A 20476-nucleotide genomic window follows, 5' to 3' on the forward strand; every position below is an offset into this window, starting at 1 on the left:
AATTAGTTATTATTCTATGTAAACGGGATGGAACCTTTATGCCTTACTACGCTTTTTCTGAACCATTTTTTATTCATGCCATTACTCACCTTCACGTTGGTTATGGCTCGTCTATAGAGGAGGAAATAGATTTACCGTTTCAAAGAGATGAGTTGGGTTATCCAACAATTTACGCTTCAAGTTTGAAAGGGGCGATAAAGTCATTTCTTTTAAAGGAATTTCCAAGTAGGAGAGACGTAATTTATAAGGTGTTGGGCGAGGATGAAAACCCAGAAGAGGCTTCATTAGGTACTTTTTTAGACGCGATACTTTTCGCGATACCTTCGAGGATTATCGAGATTAACAGTGGTTCATCTAACGTTTGGGTTTACGTCACTACGTACGAGCTCCTAAAGAAGGTTAAACTATATTTGGAATCAATTTCCCAATTATCTAAAGTTTCTTTTAATTTGAAAAGTATAATTGATAGTATACTTTCTAACAAAGGAAAGAATATTATATTAAACAGTAACTCGAAAAGTGTTATTTTAAATGAGGACTTCTATGTTGAGTTAGAGGATTATACTGGTGATATTCCCAAGATAACTGATGACAAAATCCCATTGCTGGTGTTAGAAGATTCTATAGGGAGAGAAGTAATCAATAGGTCTTTAATTAGAGTTAGGAGGATAAGGATAGACAAGGATAGGAGGACTGTACAGACTGGGGGTTTGTGGTCTGAGGAATACGTTCCTATGAAGACTATTTTCTTTTCAGCATTTTTAGGCAAGGAGAGTAAGGAGACTGCATTGTTTGTCAGTTGTATCTTAAGGAGTTTAAAATACATTATCCTAGGCGGTAAGGAGACCATAGGAAAAGGAATAGTTGAGTTGAGGTGGGAAAGAGATGTCTTATGATGATTATAAATTGGCTATAGAAGCGTTTAATAAGGTATTGAATTCTCTAAAAGGAGATGCTAGGAGTAAATTTAGGAGTAGGGCCAGGGATATGGTTGAGGAAATTTATACTTCTGGCTTTATTCCTACTTTCTTTTATATAATATCTAAAGCCGGGCTGGAAACTAATGATAAGATAGATAAGTTAGTCACACTGTTGGATTCTCCAGCTTCAGCAAGCGCTAATTTAGGTAGTGAAGAAGAGGCTTCTTACATGGCCTATTTGTTTGTTATTCTGTACTATTTAACTGAGAGGAATATCATAGACAAAAAGTTTCTAATTGATAAGCTTAGGTGTAATAGGATAGAACTCATAGACAAATTATATGAGTTATCTCCTATAATTTCCGCTAGGATAAAGAGGTATTTAATGGCAATTAAGAGGTTAGCTGAGGCTGTAATAGAGGGGAGGTAAATGGAAGAGTTGTTAATGTCTTTTAAGCTGAAGGCTCTTTATCCGTTAACCGGAGGATATAATAGGCATAGCATAAACCAGTTTTATGAAGAGAGTGTTAGGCCTACAGAGATTAAGGGATTGTGGAGGTGGTGGAATAGGGTTTTATTTAATACTGTAAGTCATGCTAATGGAGGTAAGCTCTATACTTATGATTCTATAGATAGACTTTTCGAGGACGTTTTTGGAGGAGAGAACATGAAGTCTGCAGTGAGGTTAGAGGTAATAAGTGATGAGGATAACAATAATCGATTTGAGTTATTTGATGTAGAGTTAGATAAGGCAATAGATTGCTTAAAGAACTATAAGGGGAAAGTGACTGTAGACTTAAAAGATAACGAAATAGTAATCAAAACAGAAAATTCCTCAATTCCTATAGTTTTTAAATCTAATTTAGATGTAAGTAAAATCAAGGATCTAGTGTACAATAATAAACTTCTTAACTTTGATCTCTTAGGTTTTAAGAGTATCTATATAGACACTACTAAAATTTCTAATAAAGAGATCCTCAGGGAAATTTTACGCGATTTAATTACGAATTATTTAGAGTACTTTAACATTAAGCAAGAAGTCACATTTACTCTTAACATTTATTTAGATAAGAATCGTGAGAAAGTATACGAGAGTAACCAAAAGGTTAAGCAAAATTTTGGCTTTAATGATAAGCTTAAGTTTGCATTATACAGCTTATTAATTTTTATACTGCTTGGAGGGATTGGTAGAAAAGCTAATAGGGGATTTGGTAGTTTGTCAATAGTAGATGTTAAGTGTTATGATAATATGTGTGAAGAAATAGAAAATTTAGCTAAAAGTTTTCTCTTAATTTGTAATGAAAACGAATTAAGAGGCAAAATATATTCTATTTTAGATGGCGCTAAAAAGTTGTATGTTAATACACAATACTTTGGAAATAATTCACTATTGGAAATAGATCCTAAGAAAAATGTTGTATATTTCATAAATACTGACTTATTAGAGATCAGAAAGATAAAAAGTAAAGAGAAAGTATTAACTAATATTCCTAAGGCTGTATTATCAAATGGAGATTGTATCAAATCTATTACTCAAATTCAAGATAAATATGCAAGAAAATCTTTCCTAGTAGCCTTTGGAGGGTATAGGGAACTTAAAAGAGATATAAGATGGATCAAAAACTTTCTTTGCGAGACTTCTGAGACTGTTCCGTCATTTAATATAGTAGATTTTCCAGTTTCAGCTAATGAAGACTCATTCATGAGCAAGTACGTACTTTACCATAAACATAGGAGCTCATTACTAAGGTTTAAACTAATTAGTGATAAAAAAGATAACTCTTATCTTATTAATTATATTCTTTACTCATCCTACTTCAAAAAAATTGATATTAAATTAATTAGTGATATACTACGAGAATTAACTTCTTGTGTGATTCAAAATGACAATTGATTTTTTAGTTAATATCTTAAAAATAATTAATGAAGAAAAATGTAATATTAACTTATTCTCAGCATTAAGTTTAACTAGCATAGTATACAATAACTTAGAAGAATTTATTTCTGAAAAATCTCATTCAAACAGCCAAACATATAGTGAAAATAATCTCCTAATAAAATATAAAATATTAAACCTAGACGAGAAAGAGAAGAAAAACCTATTTAAGAAGGAGATAGCTGAACTTATCTCAAAGAACTTTAAATTAAAGGGCGAAGAAGTAAGGGAATTCTTTAATAACCTTAAAGGAATACTAAAGTCGTTAAAGTACACAGTAGTAGATGTTGAAATAACTACTAGGACAAGAGCTCTAGTTGGAGTTTCAACATCTTTGGGCAAGCTAATTTTCGATTCTGGGATCTCTTTTGATCCCTACATGAATTTGCCTTACATACCTGCTTCTGAAATTAAAGGTATTGTGAGAAGTTACATTGAAGATAAATTAGGTAAGCAAGAAGCTAAGGAAATTTTTGGAGACGAGGAAAGAGAAGGGAGTGTAAACTTTACAGACGCTTACCCCGTGAGAGCTGAGAGTTTCGTTTTTGTTCCGGATATAATTACACCGCATTATAATGGGAAGAAGTCTGAGGCTGATGTAGAGCCTAAGCCGATTATATATTTAACAATTGCCCCTAAGGTGACTTTTCGCTTTTTAATTTACTACAAAAGGGAAGATGTTGGAAAACCTCTATGTGACGTACTGCCCTTAGTAATTACGAGAGGTTTAGGGGCTAGATCCTCGGTAGGATATTCCTTATTTGAATTGAGTAAGATAGAGGTGATAAGATGAGTGAAAATAATATTTCTAGAGGAGAATTCTTAAATTATAAAATTACGGCATTACTTCATGATCCTCCAAATAAGGCATGGGTAATAACAGGCCGTGCAACAACATTAACATCACAATTAAATAAAGTTAACACTAAGAAAAAGCATGAAGAAGTCGCTAAGTATATACTCAATCAATTATTTAGTATAAATTATAGCTACTATAGTAACAAAGTTGGCAAAGCAGATAATATAGCTAGTTCCGTAGATAGATATTTAGGTAGTATTGTATATAAAGAACATAGCTTTTTTAGAAATAGAGAAATATTCTTAAAGAATATACTTTCACCCGACATTCAAAGAGTTGTAAATAATTTATTTCCTGAAGATAAATCTAAATTAGATAATTTAATATCAAGATATAATAATCTATTAAATGCTATAAGATCCACTAATCTCAATGTTTCGAAATATCAGCTGTTTTACTTAATATACGAATTAGTATGGATAGAATCTGGGTATGAAAATAGTCCTTCAGATACTAGAAATCCTACTCATACAATTTTTGACCATTTATACGCAACTGCTGCAATGATGAACTGGATATTAACATTTAAAGATAAAGAAAGGGGAGGAAATAAAGGGAAAGGTTACTTGCTAGGAATAGATACTATAGGCGTTGCTGACTTCATAAGTAAGGGAAGGAAGACTAGGGACTTATGGATTTCCAGCTATTTAGTCTCTGCACTGCTCTGGTACGTAATTACCTGGTTCATTGAGGAATACGGTCTAGACGTTGTACTATTCCCCTCGTTAAGGTTTAATCAATTTTATGCGTTTTATCTTTTAGAAAAATTAAGAAAAGAAGGGGTATCAGAGGATGTTATAGATGAAGTAAAGGAGTTAATAACTAAGTACATATTTAATGGTGACGATCTGTTTGAGGATTTGAAAATACCACCTTATCCAATAATTCCAGGTAGGGTTACGTTAATTTTACCGGGGTTAATAAGGGAAGGTGAAGAATATAAGAATCTTTCGGACGACGATTACTTTATCTCTAAGGCAAAGGATAGGTATAACGAGGGTTGGCGTAAACTAATTGAGGGATTAAAGCTTTATTCTGAAAGAAGGAGAGAAGACGGTTTTTGGAATTTAGTGTGTAGAGTGCTAACTTTGACTGAAGATCTCCTTCAAATAACTCCCTTAAACATTCGTGTGAAACAAGTGAGTGTAACTAAGGACGAAATATTTGATAAAAATGGTAGTTTACGCTCAGATGCATGGAAGGTTTACGACAATAAGTATCGCAAGTTGGTTAGTGAATTTAAAAGGAGTAAGTTAGTTAAAGTTACTCCAGAATCACGCTTAAAATTATTCGAATTAACTAAATTTGATAAGTTACCTCAAATCGGTGAGAAGTCTAAGAGGGGTTATGAGTTCTGTACATCATGCGGAGTTTTGCCTGCAGTAGTTATTATGCCTAAAGAGGAAGACTTCGAGAAAAAATTAATTGACTCTGGAATAGCCAGCAATGAGAATGACGTTAAGTCGATCAAGAACATGATATCACCAGGTGAGAGGCTTTGCCCATGGTGTTTGGTTAAAAGGGCTTTAGGAGCTGAACCTAGGCTTTTAAGGATTTTACTTCTGGGTGATCTTTATAGTGTTGAAGATATAGTTGACGAGATTATAAATGAGGAAACAAAGAATAATGGAAATAATAAGAAGATAGAGATACCATCTACTAGCGATATTGCATCAATTAAGACCTTTGAGGAGATGATTGAGAAGAAGGACGAGCTATGTAAGGAGTTAGATAATGAAATATGCAAGCAAGTGCCAGAAAGGCTTTCCATGTGGAAATGGTTTAATGAAAACAAGTCAAAAGGGATAAATCTTACCATAGACCCGGAAGAATATTGGTTTAGTGAAGAACGTAGAAGATATTATTTCTCTATCTTTAGAAGATATGGAATAACTTTTCCTTCACCTTATTACGCTTTGATTAGGGCTGATAGCGACTATTTAGGTGATTTATTAGAGGGTAAACTAACACCTTATTTAGCGGGAATTATTGATTCTGGAGATTATGCTAATATTGCTGAAAAGAAGGAAGAGATTGTTAAGTTTTTAGAGGATTACTTATTAAACGCCGGTAGCGGGAGAATAGTAGAATATGTAAAAAATGTTATATATTGTATAAGTGCTAGAGAAGATACGTCTAGGTGTCCTTGTGCAGTAAAAATTTACTCCGATGAAATTGCGAGATCTAGATATAAAAATAGCATAAATGTTGAAAAGAGTGTCGAAAACTCGATTAATTATTTTAAAGAAATACTCAGAGAAGGAAGGATAATAGTTACTCCGGCTTGGCACGTTTCAATTTCTTCTGCACTTAACAGAGGGCTTATTGCTGAGATAAATTTGATTAATAAACATAAAGGATTCGTCATATATGCTGGTGGGGATGATTTACTCGCTTTACTCCCTGTAAGCGAAGTTTTAGATTTTATTAAGGAAAGTAGGAAAGCATTTGCAGGATATGGAGGCAGAATAGGTAATTTATATTTAGAAAACGGTTTTGTAGAGTTTAATAATGCGTATTACCCATCCTTACCAACAGTAGGGAGGAGTTATTCCGTAATAATTTCTCATTATGCAGACCCCTTATCAATGGTAGTTAATGAGTCCTATTACTTACTGGAAGAGGGAAAGGAAATGGTGAGTATATATAATGGAGATAAAAGAATGAAGAAGGATATTGCAATCTTTGAATATCATAAGTTATTATCTGTGATTCCACTGTCTTTAAATAGGCCTATAGTATCTTCAGTGAGGGATTTTAATGATATTGCAAGTATCATAGATCTAATTTTAACGTTAAAGAAGAAGATTGATGAAGGGGAAATTTCAACTTCATTACTTTATGATTACGATAATTACAGAGATTTGATAAGTTCAGAGAACGGTTCATCTCTTATAGAATTTTTGCTAAAATATTGGATAAGAAGAAATTCTGCATCTCTTAAAGATGTAGATGAGCTAATGAGTCTATTTAAACCGGAGTACTTTACAACTAAAATGAAGTCAAGAGGTTATCATTTTAAGGAGGATCTAGTATCTAATGTAGTTTACGCTTTAAGGATAATTTATGGTGGTGCATGATGAAGAAGATTAGGATAAGGCCTTTAGAGCCGTTAATGCTGAGGACTCAAGGAGAGTTTGAACCATTAGTTACTGGTTCTCACACTTCTGCACAATCATTGGTAATTCCCAGACCTTCAACGATAGCCGGACTTTTAGGATACCTTAAATTTAATGGAAATGTAACGGAAGATTGGCTTGATACCTTAATTCACCAATTAGGAGATGATGTAAAGATTTACGGAACTTTAATAGAGAGTGATGATGAAAACTATTTTTACCCATTAAGAATGGGGAATCTGTTTGCTCTCGTTAATAGAGAAGCCTTATGTCCTTTGCCAAAAATTTTTGAAAGTATAAGTGAAAGGTACGAAAAGTGGGAAAAAGAAATTTACGATATTTTTTATGGAGAGAAGAATAAACTTTTTGAATTAATTGATTTTCAAGATAGGATTGGAATAGGTTTAGATAGGCAAAAGAAGACAGCTAAGGAGCATTATCTATATACTGCAAGATACTTATCTTTCAAGAAGGAGATAAGATATGTAATATTCGTGGAGGGTAACCTGGAACTAAAAGAGACTGTAGTTAATTTTGGTGGGGAAGGAAGAATTGCTAAGCTAGAAGTAGAGGATGAGGACAGTGTGGTAGCTACAAACTTGTCTGGAGATTATTATCTTGTAGTATCCCCGATTTTGGTACCAGATAATATTATAGACAATATCTTAGAAGAGGATTTAATAGTTATGGGAAAAGTGGATAAGATTAGTTTAGGATTTAATATCGCTCACAATAGGAGGAAAGAGATACTAACTGCAGTACTTGAAGGTAGTGTAATTAAGAAGAAATTTATTGAAAGATATAATGTACTTATTAATAATAATTCTAGTGATAATGACTTGTTTTCAAAATACGAAAAAATAGGATATAATACAATTTCTAGGATAGATTGTCAAAATATGGAAATGAGAAAATTATTAGATGGCAATGATAGTGTCGTCATTAAGCTATAATACCTTTTCTGAAATTCTGAGCTCCTCTGACTTTATATGGAGAGTTTCTCTATTTAATAAATTTATAATTTAATAACGACTCTGTCTGTAGGCTAAGAAAAACTAAAGGACATGGTATTCTCGAAACAGGGTTTCCGCGTAATTTGAAGGCTTATTGTTTCCCTTTATGACTTTGCATATAAAGTTCATGTCAAAATTGCTTTATGTATTGGGCTGAATTTTTATCAGAGATAACGTTAGACTTTGCTTTTGAATTAATGCTTGATTTAATAAAAATTTATAGATAAAACCTAGAAAATTGAATTCCACGAAGCATGGTCAAATTATTATCTAAACTAGTGTATTTCACTTTCGTTTACCCATATATTTTAGATAATAATTCGTATAATTTTCTAGCATGGTTAGTCCAACTCAAGCTTTTAGCAATTTCCCAAGAGTTAATGCTCATTTTCTTCCTTAAATTTTCATCTTCCAATATCTCATTTATTCTATCCACAGCTTCATCCCAATCTCTTACCACATATCCGTTATCTTTTATTAGTTCCTTACTACCCAAACCCTCATTCACTATTACGGGCATCCCAGCTCCCATAGCTTCTAAAACTCCCATACCAGGCCCTTTTTCATTAAAACCGAATCGTATTAGCACTGATGCTTTATCATAAAGTTCTTGCAGTTTGCTCTCTGAAATAGGCCCGGTTATTATTACCTCCTTATATTTGCTCATGAATTCGTTTAATGTGTCTTGTCTAGTCCAGTATCCCGCCATTACCAGTTTTCCCTTAATTTTTTTACTAATCTCCCCGTAAATCTCAGGCCTTCTTCCAGAATCCCATACTGAAACTGCCAAGACAATCTTTTCTCTCTCAAGATTTATTTTCTCTCTGGGATAACAACCGGGATATACTACTTCAGCGTTAAAGCCCTTACTAGCTAAGATCTCTTTGTTCCATTTACTGTTCGTGATTATTAATTTGCTCTTCTCTAAAATTTTTTTCTCCATAAATTTGGGTAAAGCCCATTTTATTCCTTTGTTATCAAAAGAGGTTTCATGAATGTAAATTGCGTAATCTTCTCCGTGTTTTATTTTCCTTAAATACCCCGTTAACCCGGCAAATTGGTCGTGAAATAATGCGGGTCCTTTAATTATATCACTGGCTTTTATGATTCTGTCTAAGTCTACTGTAGCTTCATCTCCCCTCTGACCTGCATAAATAGATGTTAACACTTTAAAAATCCACTTAGATTTACCGTCAAAAAGGACTTTCACATCTATGTTAGAAAGATCATATTGTGTCCCGGCATGTCTGTAAACTATTAGTGTACTTTTCATATTCCTGGCTTCTTCAACCGCAACTCTAGTAACTCCTCCTTTCCAAAGGATTCTTAGCACGATGTTTATCTTCTCATCTTTCATTATGCTTAACTGAGATTTTAGTTATTTATTATTTTTCTTACTTACTATGTTACGTGATGTTTTGTACTCTATCAGAGCTTATAATGCAAGACAATATCCTTAATTATATGAACTTAGAGAGAGTGTTGTACTTTAAATTATGAATGAGTATAACAGCTCGTTGATTAACCATTACTGATATATTATAACGTTTAAGCCTTTTGCGTAACCCCTTACAGCTTTACTAATCTTTGTACCAGCAAGTACCGGGATAATCCTTTTGGCTTGATACTCCTTCTCAACTTCCTTAACTTTAGTTAATAAATCATCAACATCCTTAATCTCAGCCCTAAACTTAACCTCAATAACATAAACAGCCCTATCAGTCTCAACAAGAGCATCAACCTCAACAACAGAAGTCTCATAATGCCTATAAACACTAACCACTTTTTTCGCCCCCTTCTTTAATACTACCCAAAAAATTACTAACAAAAAACGACTCAGTAAGAACACCCAAATCACTCCTAAGAGCTGAAACCTCACCCTTCACCTCATTAATCTTAGCCTCAAGCTCACTCTTCATCCTCCCATCATTCTCTAGTAGTTCTTTCTTTATTCTTTCATCATTCTCTAGTAGCTCCTTCTTAACACCATTAACATATTCTATTATTTCTTTCTTCACTCTTTCATCGTTCTCCAATAATTCCTTCTTAGACTTATCGACATATTCTATTATTTCTTTCTTTATTCTTTCATCATTAGTTAATAGTTCTTCTCTAGTTTTTCTTATTTCATCCCTTAAACTCCTCTCCAACTCCTCTATCTTCTTCTCAAAAGATTGTGAATAGATATACGTTAGGGCAATATAAATCTCAGTATTTGTTAACTCTTGTCCACTCTTCAGTTTCTCAACTATCTTCAAAATACTCTCACTGAACCACTTTGCAATTTCATCTTCCATAGTCATATACTCCGCACTCACTTTAATATTTATTTTGAACGGAGATAAACCAAAATAACTGAGTACATCAGTATGGGAATCTCTTTTTTCTGAGATAAATAATAACATTAATCAAAATTGAATAAAACCAGTATCATTCAAATAAAACCACATATATTTTATGATACCAATAGCGGTTTACGTAAAATCCTAACGATAAGATAGTTTTTAAATAAACCATTCTCGTTGGCGAATATTCTTACTATAAAAACGATAGAACTTATCCTATTTACTAAAATTAGATATAAGTATTAGAAAATTCTTTGTAAGAATTAATCTTGTGCAACGATTTTCCAATAAATGCTATTTGTGATAGTAGGTTGTAGAGTACAACGAAAACATCTGGGTCATAGTCTTTCCACAGTCTTATAACTTATTTCTACACTTGTCAAGTTAAGTAGTGATGCTAGTTCTGCTGTTTCCCTATTTGTTAACAAGTATTCCTTTTATTAGTATGTATGCTTTTTCTTGTGGTGTTAGTTTACTCTTCCTCCCCAGCTCATTCCCTAACGAATTTTGCAGTCTTTTCCAAGTCTTCCTTCAACTCTTGCCCAAATCTCCTCAACGTTGTCAACCTTTCCTCCTCACTCATCTCAGCAGTTTTCTCCTTGTCACGGGGCATTGCCCCATTCATCCCTCTCCGTCCCTTTAGCGGGATAACCTATATAGGTTTTATTAGCCCTAACCCACACCCGTGGAATATCACGGATGTGAGGAAACCCGCACATCTTAAGGTAGATATTTAGAGATGCATTCAACTGCCTATCAAGGGCGAACCCACACCTCTCGCAACGAAAAAGTTCTGCCAACCTTTCGGGAAACCCATCCACATCTGGGACAGGACCTAGATGTGAGGTATGGGTTCACCTCCTTTACAAAAGAACCGTAAAGGGGAGCCTTATACCTCAACACACGGTGTAAAGTCCTCCATACAGTCTTCGATATCTTCCTAGAGTATATAAACCCATGGTGTAGTTAACACCAAGAGCCAGTTACACAATAAACTTTAACAAGATGACTGTTAGGATAACAAGTATTGGTGATTACCCATCTTGGGTTATCCTAGGAATCTCTCCTTCTACAGGTGGAGGGAGAATAAGCGTATTATGGCTAGGATTAGGCATTTTTACGCTAAGGCTAAGAGAATTATGGAGGACTTTGCTAGAAAGGTTGGGAAGTGGGTTGTTAAGGTTGCTAAGGATTTTGTTGTTGATGTTATTAAACTGGAAAATTTGAGGAATATGATTAAGCGCGTGAAAGGATTACCTTCTGAGTTTAGGGATAGGTTGTATTTGATTCAGTATCGTAGAATTCAATATTGGGTTGAGTGGCAAGCTAAGAAGCACGGCTTGTTGGTTCAATATGTTAATCCTAGTTATTCTTCTGTTTTATGTCCTAAGTGTGGTAATAAGATGAGGGAGGTTTCATATCGTTGGTTTAAGTGTGGTTGTGGTTATGAGAATGATAGGGATGTTATTGCTGTAGTTAATTTGAATAGGAGGGGGTCTCTGACCCTCTCGTCTGCCCCTCAAATGAGGGATGTAGACCCGAACCGATGAGGTTAACAACCGCCCTTAGGGCGATGCAAAAGTTAGTTAGTTTAAGGTAATACATGCTTAGAGCTAAAAGAGTTTGATCATGGCGGAATTAAAAGGAAAGGAAAAGGGTTAAACATAGACCGTTAAAAATTTAAATAAAATTGTAAGAACTTTTCTAGTGTAGCCATTAACTTAATATCATTTTCGAAAAACTCTAGGATTTAATAGTTTTTAAAAATCTATTATCTAAATCATTAAAATTGCATCTAAAATAGGTTAAATCTTTTATTTTATCGCTATACATGGAATAAATGTTTACGAAATTGTTTATAAGAATTATGAGATTCAACCTACAAATACGTTTTGAAATTATTTTTAAAAAAGAATAAAATCTATAACAAACTATTACACACTAGAAGGATTCTTAGAGTTTCCATAGTTAGTGAACTCATTCAGGTTTGCTTATTATAATTATTTATGATATCTAATATTTTGTGAATATTCTGAGAGATCTTTTTTGCCTCATCATAATTAATCCTCATCTCATGAAAACCGTAAATATGAAGATACCAAGAATCAGCCCATATAGAATACATTTCAGGTGAGATAGCTCTAGCTCCTTCAAAAAGTAAAGAGGAAGACCATCTACCAGCTTTTTTAACTTTTTCTAGTATTTCTGTCAAATTTAACTCCTTTACCATCAACTTAACTGCCTCCTCAGCAGCCTTATAATACTTTTCCGAAGCTTGAACAACATCACCCCTCTCCAACAACTCATCAGCTTCTTTAACCCAATTTAAAATCAGCGATCTTATCTGAGAGCTCGACAAGTTCCTTCACTTTTTCCGCTTCTATAACTAAAATATCTTTTGTTAAGTTAGCAGTAAGTATTATCACTGCGGATTTCCAAAGTTCTACAATCTTATCATTACCTAATAGTTTAGACAGTTGAATAACTGCATCATGTAAAATTCCTAAACTCCAATAACCTTCTTCTTTAACTTTTTCTAGTATTTCTGTCAAATTTAACTCCTTTACCATCAACTTAACTGCCTCCTCAGCAGCCTTATAATACTTTTCCGAAGCTTGAACAACATCACCCCTCTCCAACAACTCATCAGCCTCCCTAAGTAATAGATCTGCTGCAGAAAGAATGTTAATACTAGACATCATTCTATAATATCCCTCTAACTCTAATAAATTTTAGTAAAAAGTCATGGTTTGTAGTATAACATAATAGTCATTTATTTGTTCGCTATTCAAGTTTTGGAGAATGACAAATTGAGAAGAAAGCCTCGCCATTCAGGACGATGAGGGGATCAGTTATAATATTCTGTGCTATTAAAACATTATTAACAGGTTTGTGATCTAATCACATGTAGATAATTTTATTCGTATTCTGCATAGAAAATATAGCTAACACTTAGTGGTTATATGGAAGTCAGATTTAGAGTATTATCAAGCATATTTTAGATTTAGCTAAGTTAAATTTATATTTCCGAATTCTTTAATTAATATAAAATTTTTGAAACGATTAAGGATAAGCTATTTTCATCTCGTAACAAGTAAAATGGACTAAACTTATAAATTAGTAAAATCCTCTGCACGTTATGTAGTATTACAATATCTTCAAAAGAGCTGAAGTAAGGGCTAATAGACCTCCTAAGGTTACACACTCAGGTTTGCTAGAGACGAAACATATGAGATCTATATTATGTATTTAGAGATGTAGTTAGATGCATATCTAAACTAAAATAATGTTAAGGAATTGGTAACATGACTACCTTGTTTATAACTTTTTTTGTTAACTGAGAAATTAAGTTATCCCAAATTTCATTTAGTGATCTACCTTTTGGTTTTATTTTCAGCTGAGACGCAACATTCTTTAAGCCGTATTTGCATTCTGCCTTTAATGGGCAAGAATCGCACTTGTATTTATCAGAATTTAGATCAATTAGGACTAATCCATTTTTAGTAACAGATAATAATGCTTTATCGAGGACTATTTTATCATTTTCAACAACAAAAGGAATCACAGTGGCAGAAACTAAAGCATTATCTTCTATTAGTCCGACATTTTTATAGAAATCTAAAATGTAGTAATAATAGCTTTTACTAAGCCCGTCTCTATCTTGGGAAATGAGAACCCTAAAATATTTTTCATCAAATATCTTATTAAATATTTCTCTACTCACTAACAATATCTTTTCAGTTTTTTTCAACGGTCTATCATATTTACTCAGCTTATAATCACACATCAATTATATATATTGTAAAATCAAAATATATTTCTTAAACGTTGGACTAATTAAATACTCCTTTAAACTATGAAAATATAAAAAGTAGTTAGACCTACGCAACTAGTTTAAATTACGCAGTTAGCATTTATAGGAAAATCCTTGCAGTTTAAGGGCACCTTGAAAACTTTTTAAAAATTAACTGACAAAAGTATTGGATGAATACAAACTCATTACTCCAAGCGTATTACAATGCACTTCAAGAAGCACTCCAACAAATATTCATCGCCTTGACTAGCTTGAGAAAAGACACACTAGCAAAACTAGTACTTGGAGGAGTAATGGGTGGAACAGCAACAGAAATAGCCCAAGCAACGGGCATGGACTACGAGACAGTACTAAAAAACCTTAACAAACTAGCAAACACAAACCTGATCAAAATAGTAAAAGAGATAGTACAAGACCACCCAGTACAACTAATAATAGATGACACACATGATCACAAACAACACGCAAGAGCACTACCAGTATCAAGAAACGGAGCACAAGTCTTCTACTGCAGAGAACACAAAAGATACGAACCAACAATACAACTACTCATAATAGCAATAAAAGACTTGAAAACAAACGAAACCTACATAGTAACAATAATACCCTACATACCACAAAAGGTTGTTGAGATATTAAGGGAGAGGGGAGAGGAGGTTGAGTTCAAGACAAAGATACAAGAATACTTGGAAACATTGCCAATTCTCGAGAAGGAGTTTAATGTTGTGTGCAAGGTTTTTGATTCTTGGTATGTTAATTCTAGGACTCTTTTATCTAATACCGTCGGGGAACTCAAGGCCAACTCGCGGGTCACCGAGGGTGGTAGGCTCGTGCCAGTTGGCGAGTTCCCCGAGGGGGAATACCTAGTTGAGTATTTAGGTATTCCCATAAAATTACTTGTAATAGATGATTATAAGGGTTTTGGAAGGAGGTACTTCTTCTCCACAAACGTTAATGATACTGCTGAGGAAATAATAACTACATGGGAGAATCGTTGGGATATTGAGGTTTTGATTAGGGAGCTTAAAGCCTTGGGATTGGAGAAAGGTTCTTTCCTCACTTGGGTTAGGAATAAGGGGTTTATAACCCTTAAGGCTCTCTCCTTACTCTTGGTACTCTTGTTTAAGTATTCCCTTGGTTTGTATTTGGGTGCCAAGAGGATAGCAAGGGTGATAAAAAGTATTTATCAATCTTTGGGCGGGATTAAGAAACTTTTTAAGAGAAGGAAAAAGACGTAAAATGCTAACGCAGTGTTTACCCTTGGCGTAACTTATGCTTATTTTTGACTATTTCTGATTCCGCCATGGCACATCTATGTGAGCTACCCCGCCCTGAAGGGCGGAGCTTCCTGCTTCATAGCCCCACCTTGCCCGTAGCTTTTCGCTACGGGTAGAGGGTGGAGCTCCACAGGCACTAAGGATGGCTCCCACCCCGATCTCTTCAATATGTTTAAGGAAGCGTTATAGTCACGATCAGTAACCCAACCGCACTTAGGACAGCTGAACACACGGTCAGTCAAAGTTAACTCTTTCTTTACGTACCCGCATTTGGCACACATCTTTGAAGTATATGCTGGGTTTATAAACATAATAAAGATCATATTGAGAGATGATTAAAAGTAATCAAAAGCTATGCAAAACTGCCATAGTCTGATTATATTCTGCCAGCAATTTAATCCTATATTTTAGCTACGTAGCACTTATCAGAATATAGTTACGTTTTTACGTTACACTAAAGTTTTGTTAAAGATATTCCTTTATTGGCTTAGGGATATTTCAGTTATAATTAATAAAAATCAAGTCTTAAGTCAAAGAGATTCATTCGATGAAGGAATTTTTTGGGAAATTCATGGCTCTTTTGCAAATTCACTTTATTTTCTCATTTTGAGATTAAAAAATTGATTATGCAGCGACAATTTAGGAGACCAAGGAGTTTATATCGCAGACTTAATGGGGATAGTAACATATAATCAATTATTTCTTCATGCAATTATTCTAATTCTATGAGAATATTGCAATTCTCAAAGGAAACTTAACTCATTCTATTTTTTGTCAATACCTAGATACTTAAAATACTGCTCATGAATAAAATTCATTTATCCTAACTGCTTAAAATAATAAATGGTTTTAACGAATTCTGCATGACTCCAAACTAATGGAGCAACCGACGGATACGTATTTTTAGGACTTACTTGTTCTGGAATAATCCCCGTTGGTAGCATATGAGATATAACCCAGTCTATATATTTTTTAGCTTTTTCTTTATTACCTTCAAGAATGTATTGTTGAGCTAGCCATAGTGTTGTAATAAACCAAGCATTAGATTTTTCGTCTTGTTTTAAATACCAATCATTTTCATATCTAGCAATTCCGCCATTTATATTAAGCTTCTCTTCTACGGCTTTCCTATTACTTATAACTCTTGGGTCTTTAGGATCAAAAGGTCCTAAAATTGAGGCAAATAATGTGCTCGCATCTACAGTTTTATCAATACTGTTATCTTCATAAATAGTCCTAGCAAAATGATCACCAACATAAAATCTTTCTAATCCTTTTTTCACTTCGTTAGCCGCTGTGAGATATTTATCCTTTAAGTTTTCATCACCAAAGAATTCAGCAAACTTATAAGCTGACATTAATCCAGCATATACGGCCAAAGATGTAAAGAAGTGTGTCCCAAGCCTTTCTTCCCATAAATCATATGATGGTAAAGGTAAACCGGTCTCTTCATCTCTATAAGAGACTAAAAATTCGGCAATCTTCTTTACGAAGGGAGCATAAAGCGGCTTTACAAAATCTATGTCAGTAAATCTACTAAAATGAACCCATAAGGCATAAAGCATTAATGCTGTTTCGTCTTCTTGTATTGGTATGCTTCTTGGATTCCACGGATGCCAGGTAGAACCCCAATTGCCATCGCAAGTATACTTCTGGAAGAGAAAACCATTAAAAATCAAGGGTTTAGTAAAATTAAAAAGATTTCTTATAGGATCTTGATAGCCATAAAGTGTTAACGCTATTGCTGCAAAAGCCGCGTCTCTATGCCAAACATAATTGTATGTATCTTTGTTAAATCTCATAATATCAGTGTCTAAGGCTGCTGGAAGTGCGCCATTATTTTGCCAATGAGCTGCAATGATTAGTAAACTTCGTCTGACTAGGCTATCATAATCTCTGGCTTTAACTAGCCATGCCTTCCAATAATTTTCTGTTCTTCTTAATAATTCTCTAGGAGTTTTTCTCAAAGCATAGTTATTCTTTTGAAACACTTCATTATAATTTCTTCCACATACTAGCCAGCAATAGAATACTGTATTTGAGGATACCCTTATACTTGTAACGGAATCTACTGCTCCTTGTGCTATTGGATTTCCGGAAAGTTCTCCATCTTCTGCATCTTTCCATGTACCTAAATATCCTGCGGTTTCCTTATAGCCAGTAGCATATTGATAGAACGGAATATCACACTTAAACATAAACCATTTATCTCTTTTATAATGAATAATAGAAGATGTGAATGGGTCATATAAAGCTGTATCACCTATATCATTTCCATTTATATGAAAATCCCAATGGAAAAATACTCTGGTCTCCTTATTAGTAGTTAAGCTAATTTCTCTAACTAAAATATTATAAGCCATATCTACAGCATCTTTTACTTTGACTTTTACTCCGTTAAATTCGGCTGATGCTGTTACAGAAAGAGTATCTTCTTCGTAATTTAATTTTATTGGTAAATCAGAAAACCATGAAAATTTCCCATCTACCCATAGGCCGATCTTACTTTCATGAAGATGATTATCAATAGGAAGTGGATAATATAATTCTCTATAATTTAATTTAGAATCAGCTAATAATGTTAGTGATCCATTTCCCAGTATAACATATCTAACCATGATATAAAGTTATTAAGTTAAAGAAAAAACATTTTGTTAATAATAGTGATGATGATGTTCCTCATGTGTAGGTTTTATGATTTCCGGTAATTCTCCTTTTATAAACTTCTCTATTGCTGTTTTTACGTCTAACCCTTCAGCTAAATATGCTTTTATCTTATAGTTTTGAAGTAATCTTAATCCTGGTGGCCCCATTTCAGCAACAATTACAGCGTTTACACCTCTATCTATTGCCGATTTTAGCATATGTGCTCCCCTGACAGCCATAGCTTTTAAAGCTGGATTTTCGTATTCTTCTATTAACTTGTATTCTTGCCCTTCTATTTCATATATTTGAACTTTTAGTGCTTCTCCAGGTCCTTCTACATATCCATTTGTTACGGGTATTGCTACTTTCATTCCAATATCTAATTCGATATCGGAATATAAAAATTTAACTAATGATATAAACTTAATCTACCCTCCGAATTATCAACTTATTGACCTTAGTTTTATTTCATAAATCTTAAAAATAGTCTAATTCAGATTTTCGTTAAGGTATAATCATACTTAAAAACTTTATATTGGTTTTTTCCTATTTTAATTTATGTCAGTAAACTGGTCTCTTCCATTTGAAGAGAAAATAATACCAAGTAAGTACCAGAGTAAAGTAATTTCACCATCAATATATAAGGAGTTACATAAAATAGCTACTGAAAATTATAAAGATTTTTGGGCATCAATTGCCTCTCAATTAGAGTGGTTTAAGCCTTGGGAAAAGGTACTTGATGATTCTAATCCGCCATTTTATAAGTGGTTTGTTGGTGGCGAAATAAATGCTTCCTATTTAGCTGTGGATAGACATGCAAAGAGTTGGAGAAAAAATAAGGTAGCAATAATTTGGGAAGGAGAACCGGCAGAAGGTGATAAGCCAAAAGAGGTAAGATATATTACATATGGTGAATTATATAGAGAAGTAAATAGAGTGGCTTATATTCTTAAGGAAGTTTATGGGTTAAAGAAGGGTGATGCTATATCATTATATTTACCAATGATACCCGAATTACCTATATTTATGTTAGCCGCTGCTAGATTGGGGATAATATTTAGTGTAGTGTTTTCTGGATTTAGTGCTCAAGCGTTAGCGGATAGGATTAATGATGCTAAAGCTAAATTATTAGTAACGGCTGATGGAGGTTGGAGAAGAGGTAAAATAGTTCCACTAAAAGATATAGCAGATAAGGCATTAGAAAATACATCTACTGTAGAGAAAGTCTTGGTTGTAAAAAGAACGAATAATAATATAACTATGAAAGAAGGTAGAGACGAATATCTCGATAATGTATATAAGCAAGTTCCTTTGAATGCATATGTAGAGCCAGAGAGAACAAAGAGTGAAGATCCTCTATTCATTCTCTATACCTCCGGAACCACTGGCAAGCCAAAGGGAATAGTTCATGATACTGGTGGGTATTTAACTATTCTTCGCGCTACAATGAATTGGGTATTCGATATTAAAGATAATGATATAATGTGGACTACTGCTGATATTGGTTGGATTACTGGTCATTCATATATAGTATTTGGTCCTCTATTAGAAGGAGCAACAACAGTAATGTATGAAGGAGCTTTAGATTATCCAAACCCAGATAGGTGGGCATCTATAATTGAGAGATACGGTGTTACGATACTTTATACTTCACCTACAGCAATAAGGTCTTTCATGAAATTAGGAGAGGATGTATACAAAAGTAGAGATTTCTCTTCTGTAAGATTAATGCATTCTGTAGGAGAGCCAATAAACCCAGAGGCATTTAGATGGTTCTTCAGATTGGTAGGAAAAGAAAGCATACCGTTTGGTAGTACTTGGTGGATGACTGAGACCGGTGGTATTATGATTAGTCATTTACCCGGCCTTTATTTAATTCCTTTGAAACCAGGAACTAATGGAATGCCGTTACCGGGAATTGATGTAGATGTTGTTAGTGAAAACAGTAATCCTACAAAACCTGAGGAAAGAGGATACTTAGTGATTAGAAAACCATGGCCCGGAATGCCATTAACTATTTGGGGAGATCCAGATAGATATGTTAAAGTATACTGGTCTAAATTCCCGGGTATATTTTATCCCGGCGATTTCGCTGTTAAAGATTCTGATGGATACTTCTGGATATTAGGTAGGGCTGATGAGGTAATTAAAGTAGCAGGACATAGGCTAGGAACATATGAGTTAGAGTCTGCTTTAATACATCACCCAGCCGTTGCTGAAGCAGCAGTTGTAGGAGTCCCAGATCCATTAAAAGGTGAAGTACCAGTTGCATTTGTAGTATTGAAAGTAGGACAAAAAGCAAATGAGGAGTTGAAAAAGAGCTTAAATGAGTGGGTAAGAGAGCAAGTAGGACCTATAGCGTCATTAAGTAGTATTTACTTTGTATCTAAACTTCCAAAGACAAGAAGTGGTAAAATTATGAGAAGAGTAGTAAAGGCTGTTATTACTAATCAGCCAGTAGGCGATATCACAACTCTTGAAGATGAAGCTTCGGTAGAAGAAGTTAAAAAGGCATACGAAGAATTAAAGAAGGAGATATCATAAATT

The 20476-nt window shown here is 33.9% G+C and carries 17 protein-coding genes and 3 pseudogenes; 9 read left to right on the plus strand and 11 right to left on the minus strand.

Features of this window, described 5'->3' with window-relative positions; genetic code table 11:
• Window positions 1-38 precede the first annotated feature (38 nt).
• The 6 genes from cmr4 to cmr3 are packed head-to-tail and all read left to right on the plus strand — an operon-like array spanning window position 39 to window position 7787.
• Entirely contained in the window at window positions 39-896 is an 858-nt protein-coding gene (cmr4, locus tag D1869_RS10960; RefSeq protein ID WP_156015126.1) for a type III-B CRISPR module RAMP protein Cmr4, read from the plus strand.
• Window positions 886-1350 (plus strand): type III-B CRISPR module-associated protein Cmr5, encoded by a 465-nt coding sequence (cmr5, locus tag D1869_RS10965; protein WP_156015127.1) that lies wholly within the window; start codon window positions 886-888, stop codon window positions 1348-1350. Before cmr4 ends, cmr5 begins: the two co-directional genes overlap by 11 nt.
• Window positions 1351-2814 (plus strand): type III-B CRISPR module RAMP protein Cmr1, encoded by a 1464-nt coding sequence (gene cmr1 / locus D1869_RS10970; protein ID WP_156015128.1) that lies wholly within the window; start codon window positions 1351-1353, stop codon window positions 2812-2814.
• Window positions 2804-3649: a type III-B CRISPR module RAMP protein Cmr6 gene (gene cmr6 / locus D1869_RS10975; protein WP_156015129.1), complete on the plus strand. Its 846-nt coding sequence runs from the start codon at window positions 2804-2806 to the stop codon at window positions 3647-3649. Before cmr1 ends, cmr6 begins: the two co-directional genes overlap by 11 nt.
• The gene (cas10, locus tag D1869_RS10980) at window positions 3646-6795 is read left to right on the plus strand and encodes a type III-B CRISPR-associated protein Cas10/Cmr2 (RefSeq protein ID WP_156015130.1); all 3150 of its coding nucleotides are present in this window, start codon (window positions 3646-3648) and stop codon (window positions 6793-6795) included. Before cmr6 ends, cas10 begins: the two co-directional genes overlap by 4 nt.
• A complete protein-coding gene (gene cmr3 / locus D1869_RS10985) occupies window positions 6795-7787 on the plus strand; it encodes a type III-B CRISPR module-associated protein Cmr3 (RefSeq protein WP_156015131.1) in 993 nt (330 codons plus the stop codon). Before cas10 ends, cmr3 begins: the two co-directional genes overlap by 1 nt.
• A gap of 355 nt (window positions 7788-8142) precedes the next feature.
• Here cmr3 and D1869_RS10990 read toward each other — a convergent pair whose 3' ends face one another.
• The 5 genes and pseudogenes from D1869_RS10990 to D1869_RS11005 form a co-directional block, all read right to left on the minus strand.
• Window positions 8143-9204: a glycosyltransferase family 4 protein gene (locus tag D1869_RS10990; RefSeq protein WP_184650974.1), complete on the minus strand. Its 1062-nt coding sequence runs from the start codon at window positions 9202-9204 to the stop codon at window positions 8143-8145.
• A gap of 171 nt (window positions 9205-9375) precedes the next feature.
• Window positions 9376-9630, minus strand: a complete 255-nt coding sequence (locus D1869_RS15565) for a hypothetical protein (protein WP_231113613.1) — start codon at window positions 9628-9630, stop codon at window positions 9376-9378.
• Window positions 9623-10144, minus strand: coding sequence for a hypothetical protein (locus D1869_RS10995; protein WP_231113614.1), 522 nt, complete (start codon window positions 10142-10144; stop codon window positions 9623-9625). Before D1869_RS10995 ends, D1869_RS15565 begins: the two co-directional genes overlap by 8 nt.
• 538 nt (window positions 10145-10682) lie before the next feature.
• Window positions 10683-10805: a hypothetical protein gene (locus D1869_RS15715; protein ID WP_260311097.1), complete on the minus strand. Its 123-nt coding sequence runs from the start codon at window positions 10803-10805 to the stop codon at window positions 10683-10685.
• 6 nt (window positions 10806-10811) lie between these two features.
• Window positions 10812-11137, minus strand: a pseudogene (locus tag D1869_RS11005) (transposase); the annotation flags it as partial.
• Here D1869_RS11005 and D1869_RS11010 point away from each other — a divergent pair.
• Window positions 11132-11742: pseudogene (locus tag D1869_RS11010) on the plus strand (IS200/IS605 family accessory protein TnpB-related protein); the annotation flags it as partial. The pseudogenes D1869_RS11005 and D1869_RS11010 overlap by 6 nt on opposite strands.
• Window positions 11743-12173: 431 nt before the next feature.
• Here D1869_RS11010 and D1869_RS11015 read toward each other — a convergent pair.
• The 3 genes from D1869_RS11015 to D1869_RS11025 form a co-directional block, all read right to left on the minus strand.
• On the minus strand, window positions 12174-12551 hold the full coding sequence (locus D1869_RS11015) for a PaREP1 family protein (RefSeq protein WP_156015132.1): 378 nt from the start codon (window positions 12549-12551) through the stop codon (window positions 12174-12176).
• Window positions 12508-12891, minus strand: a complete 384-nt coding sequence (locus D1869_RS11020) for a PaREP1 family protein (RefSeq protein ID WP_156015133.1) — start codon at window positions 12889-12891, stop codon at window positions 12508-12510. The genes D1869_RS11015 and D1869_RS11020 overlap by 44 nt, the downstream gene beginning before the upstream one ends.
• A gap of 590 nt (window positions 12892-13481) precedes the next feature.
• Window positions 13482-13979 (minus strand): hypothetical protein, encoded by a 498-nt coding sequence (locus tag D1869_RS11025; RefSeq protein ID WP_156015134.1) that lies wholly within the window; start codon window positions 13977-13979, stop codon window positions 13482-13484.
• 197 nt (window positions 13980-14176) lie between these two features.
• Between D1869_RS11025 and D1869_RS11030 the strand changes: the two genes are divergently transcribed.
• On the plus strand, window positions 14177-15244 hold the full coding sequence (locus tag D1869_RS11030; RefSeq protein WP_156015135.1) for an ISNCY family transposase: 1068 nt from the start codon (window positions 14177-14179) through the stop codon (window positions 15242-15244).
• Between the two features lie 83 nt (window positions 15245-15327).
• Here D1869_RS11030 and D1869_RS11035 read toward each other — a convergent pair.
• The 3 genes and pseudogenes from D1869_RS11035 to D1869_RS11045 form a co-directional block, all read right to left on the minus strand.
• Window positions 15328-15597: pseudogene (locus D1869_RS11035) on the minus strand (zinc ribbon domain-containing protein); the annotation flags it as partial.
• Between the two features lie 504 nt (window positions 15598-16101).
• Complete coding sequence (locus tag D1869_RS11040; protein WP_156015136.1) at window positions 16102-17901, minus strand: glycoside hydrolase family 15 protein; 1800 nt, start codon at window positions 17899-17901, stop codon at window positions 16102-16104.
• A gap of 36 nt (window positions 17902-17937) precedes the next feature.
• Complete coding sequence (locus D1869_RS11045) at window positions 17938-18300, minus strand: NifB/NifX family molybdenum-iron cluster-binding protein (protein ID WP_156015137.1); 363 nt, start codon at window positions 18298-18300, stop codon at window positions 17938-17940.
• A 187-nt stretch (window positions 18301-18487) separates the two neighbouring features.
• Between D1869_RS11045 and acs the strand changes: the two genes are divergently transcribed.
• Window positions 18488-20473 carry an acetate--CoA ligase gene (gene acs / locus D1869_RS11050; RefSeq protein ID WP_156015138.1) on the plus strand — a complete coding sequence of 662 codons (1986 nt, stop codon included), beginning with the start codon at window positions 18488-18490 and terminating at the stop codon, window positions 20471-20473.
• The last annotated feature ends 3 nt before the right edge of the window (window positions 20474-20476 follow it).

This window comes from Sulfurisphaera ohwakuensis (assembly GCF_009729055.1).
Lineage (GTDB): Archaea > Thermoproteota > Thermoprotei_A > Sulfolobales > Sulfolobaceae > Sulfurisphaera > Sulfurisphaera ohwakuensis.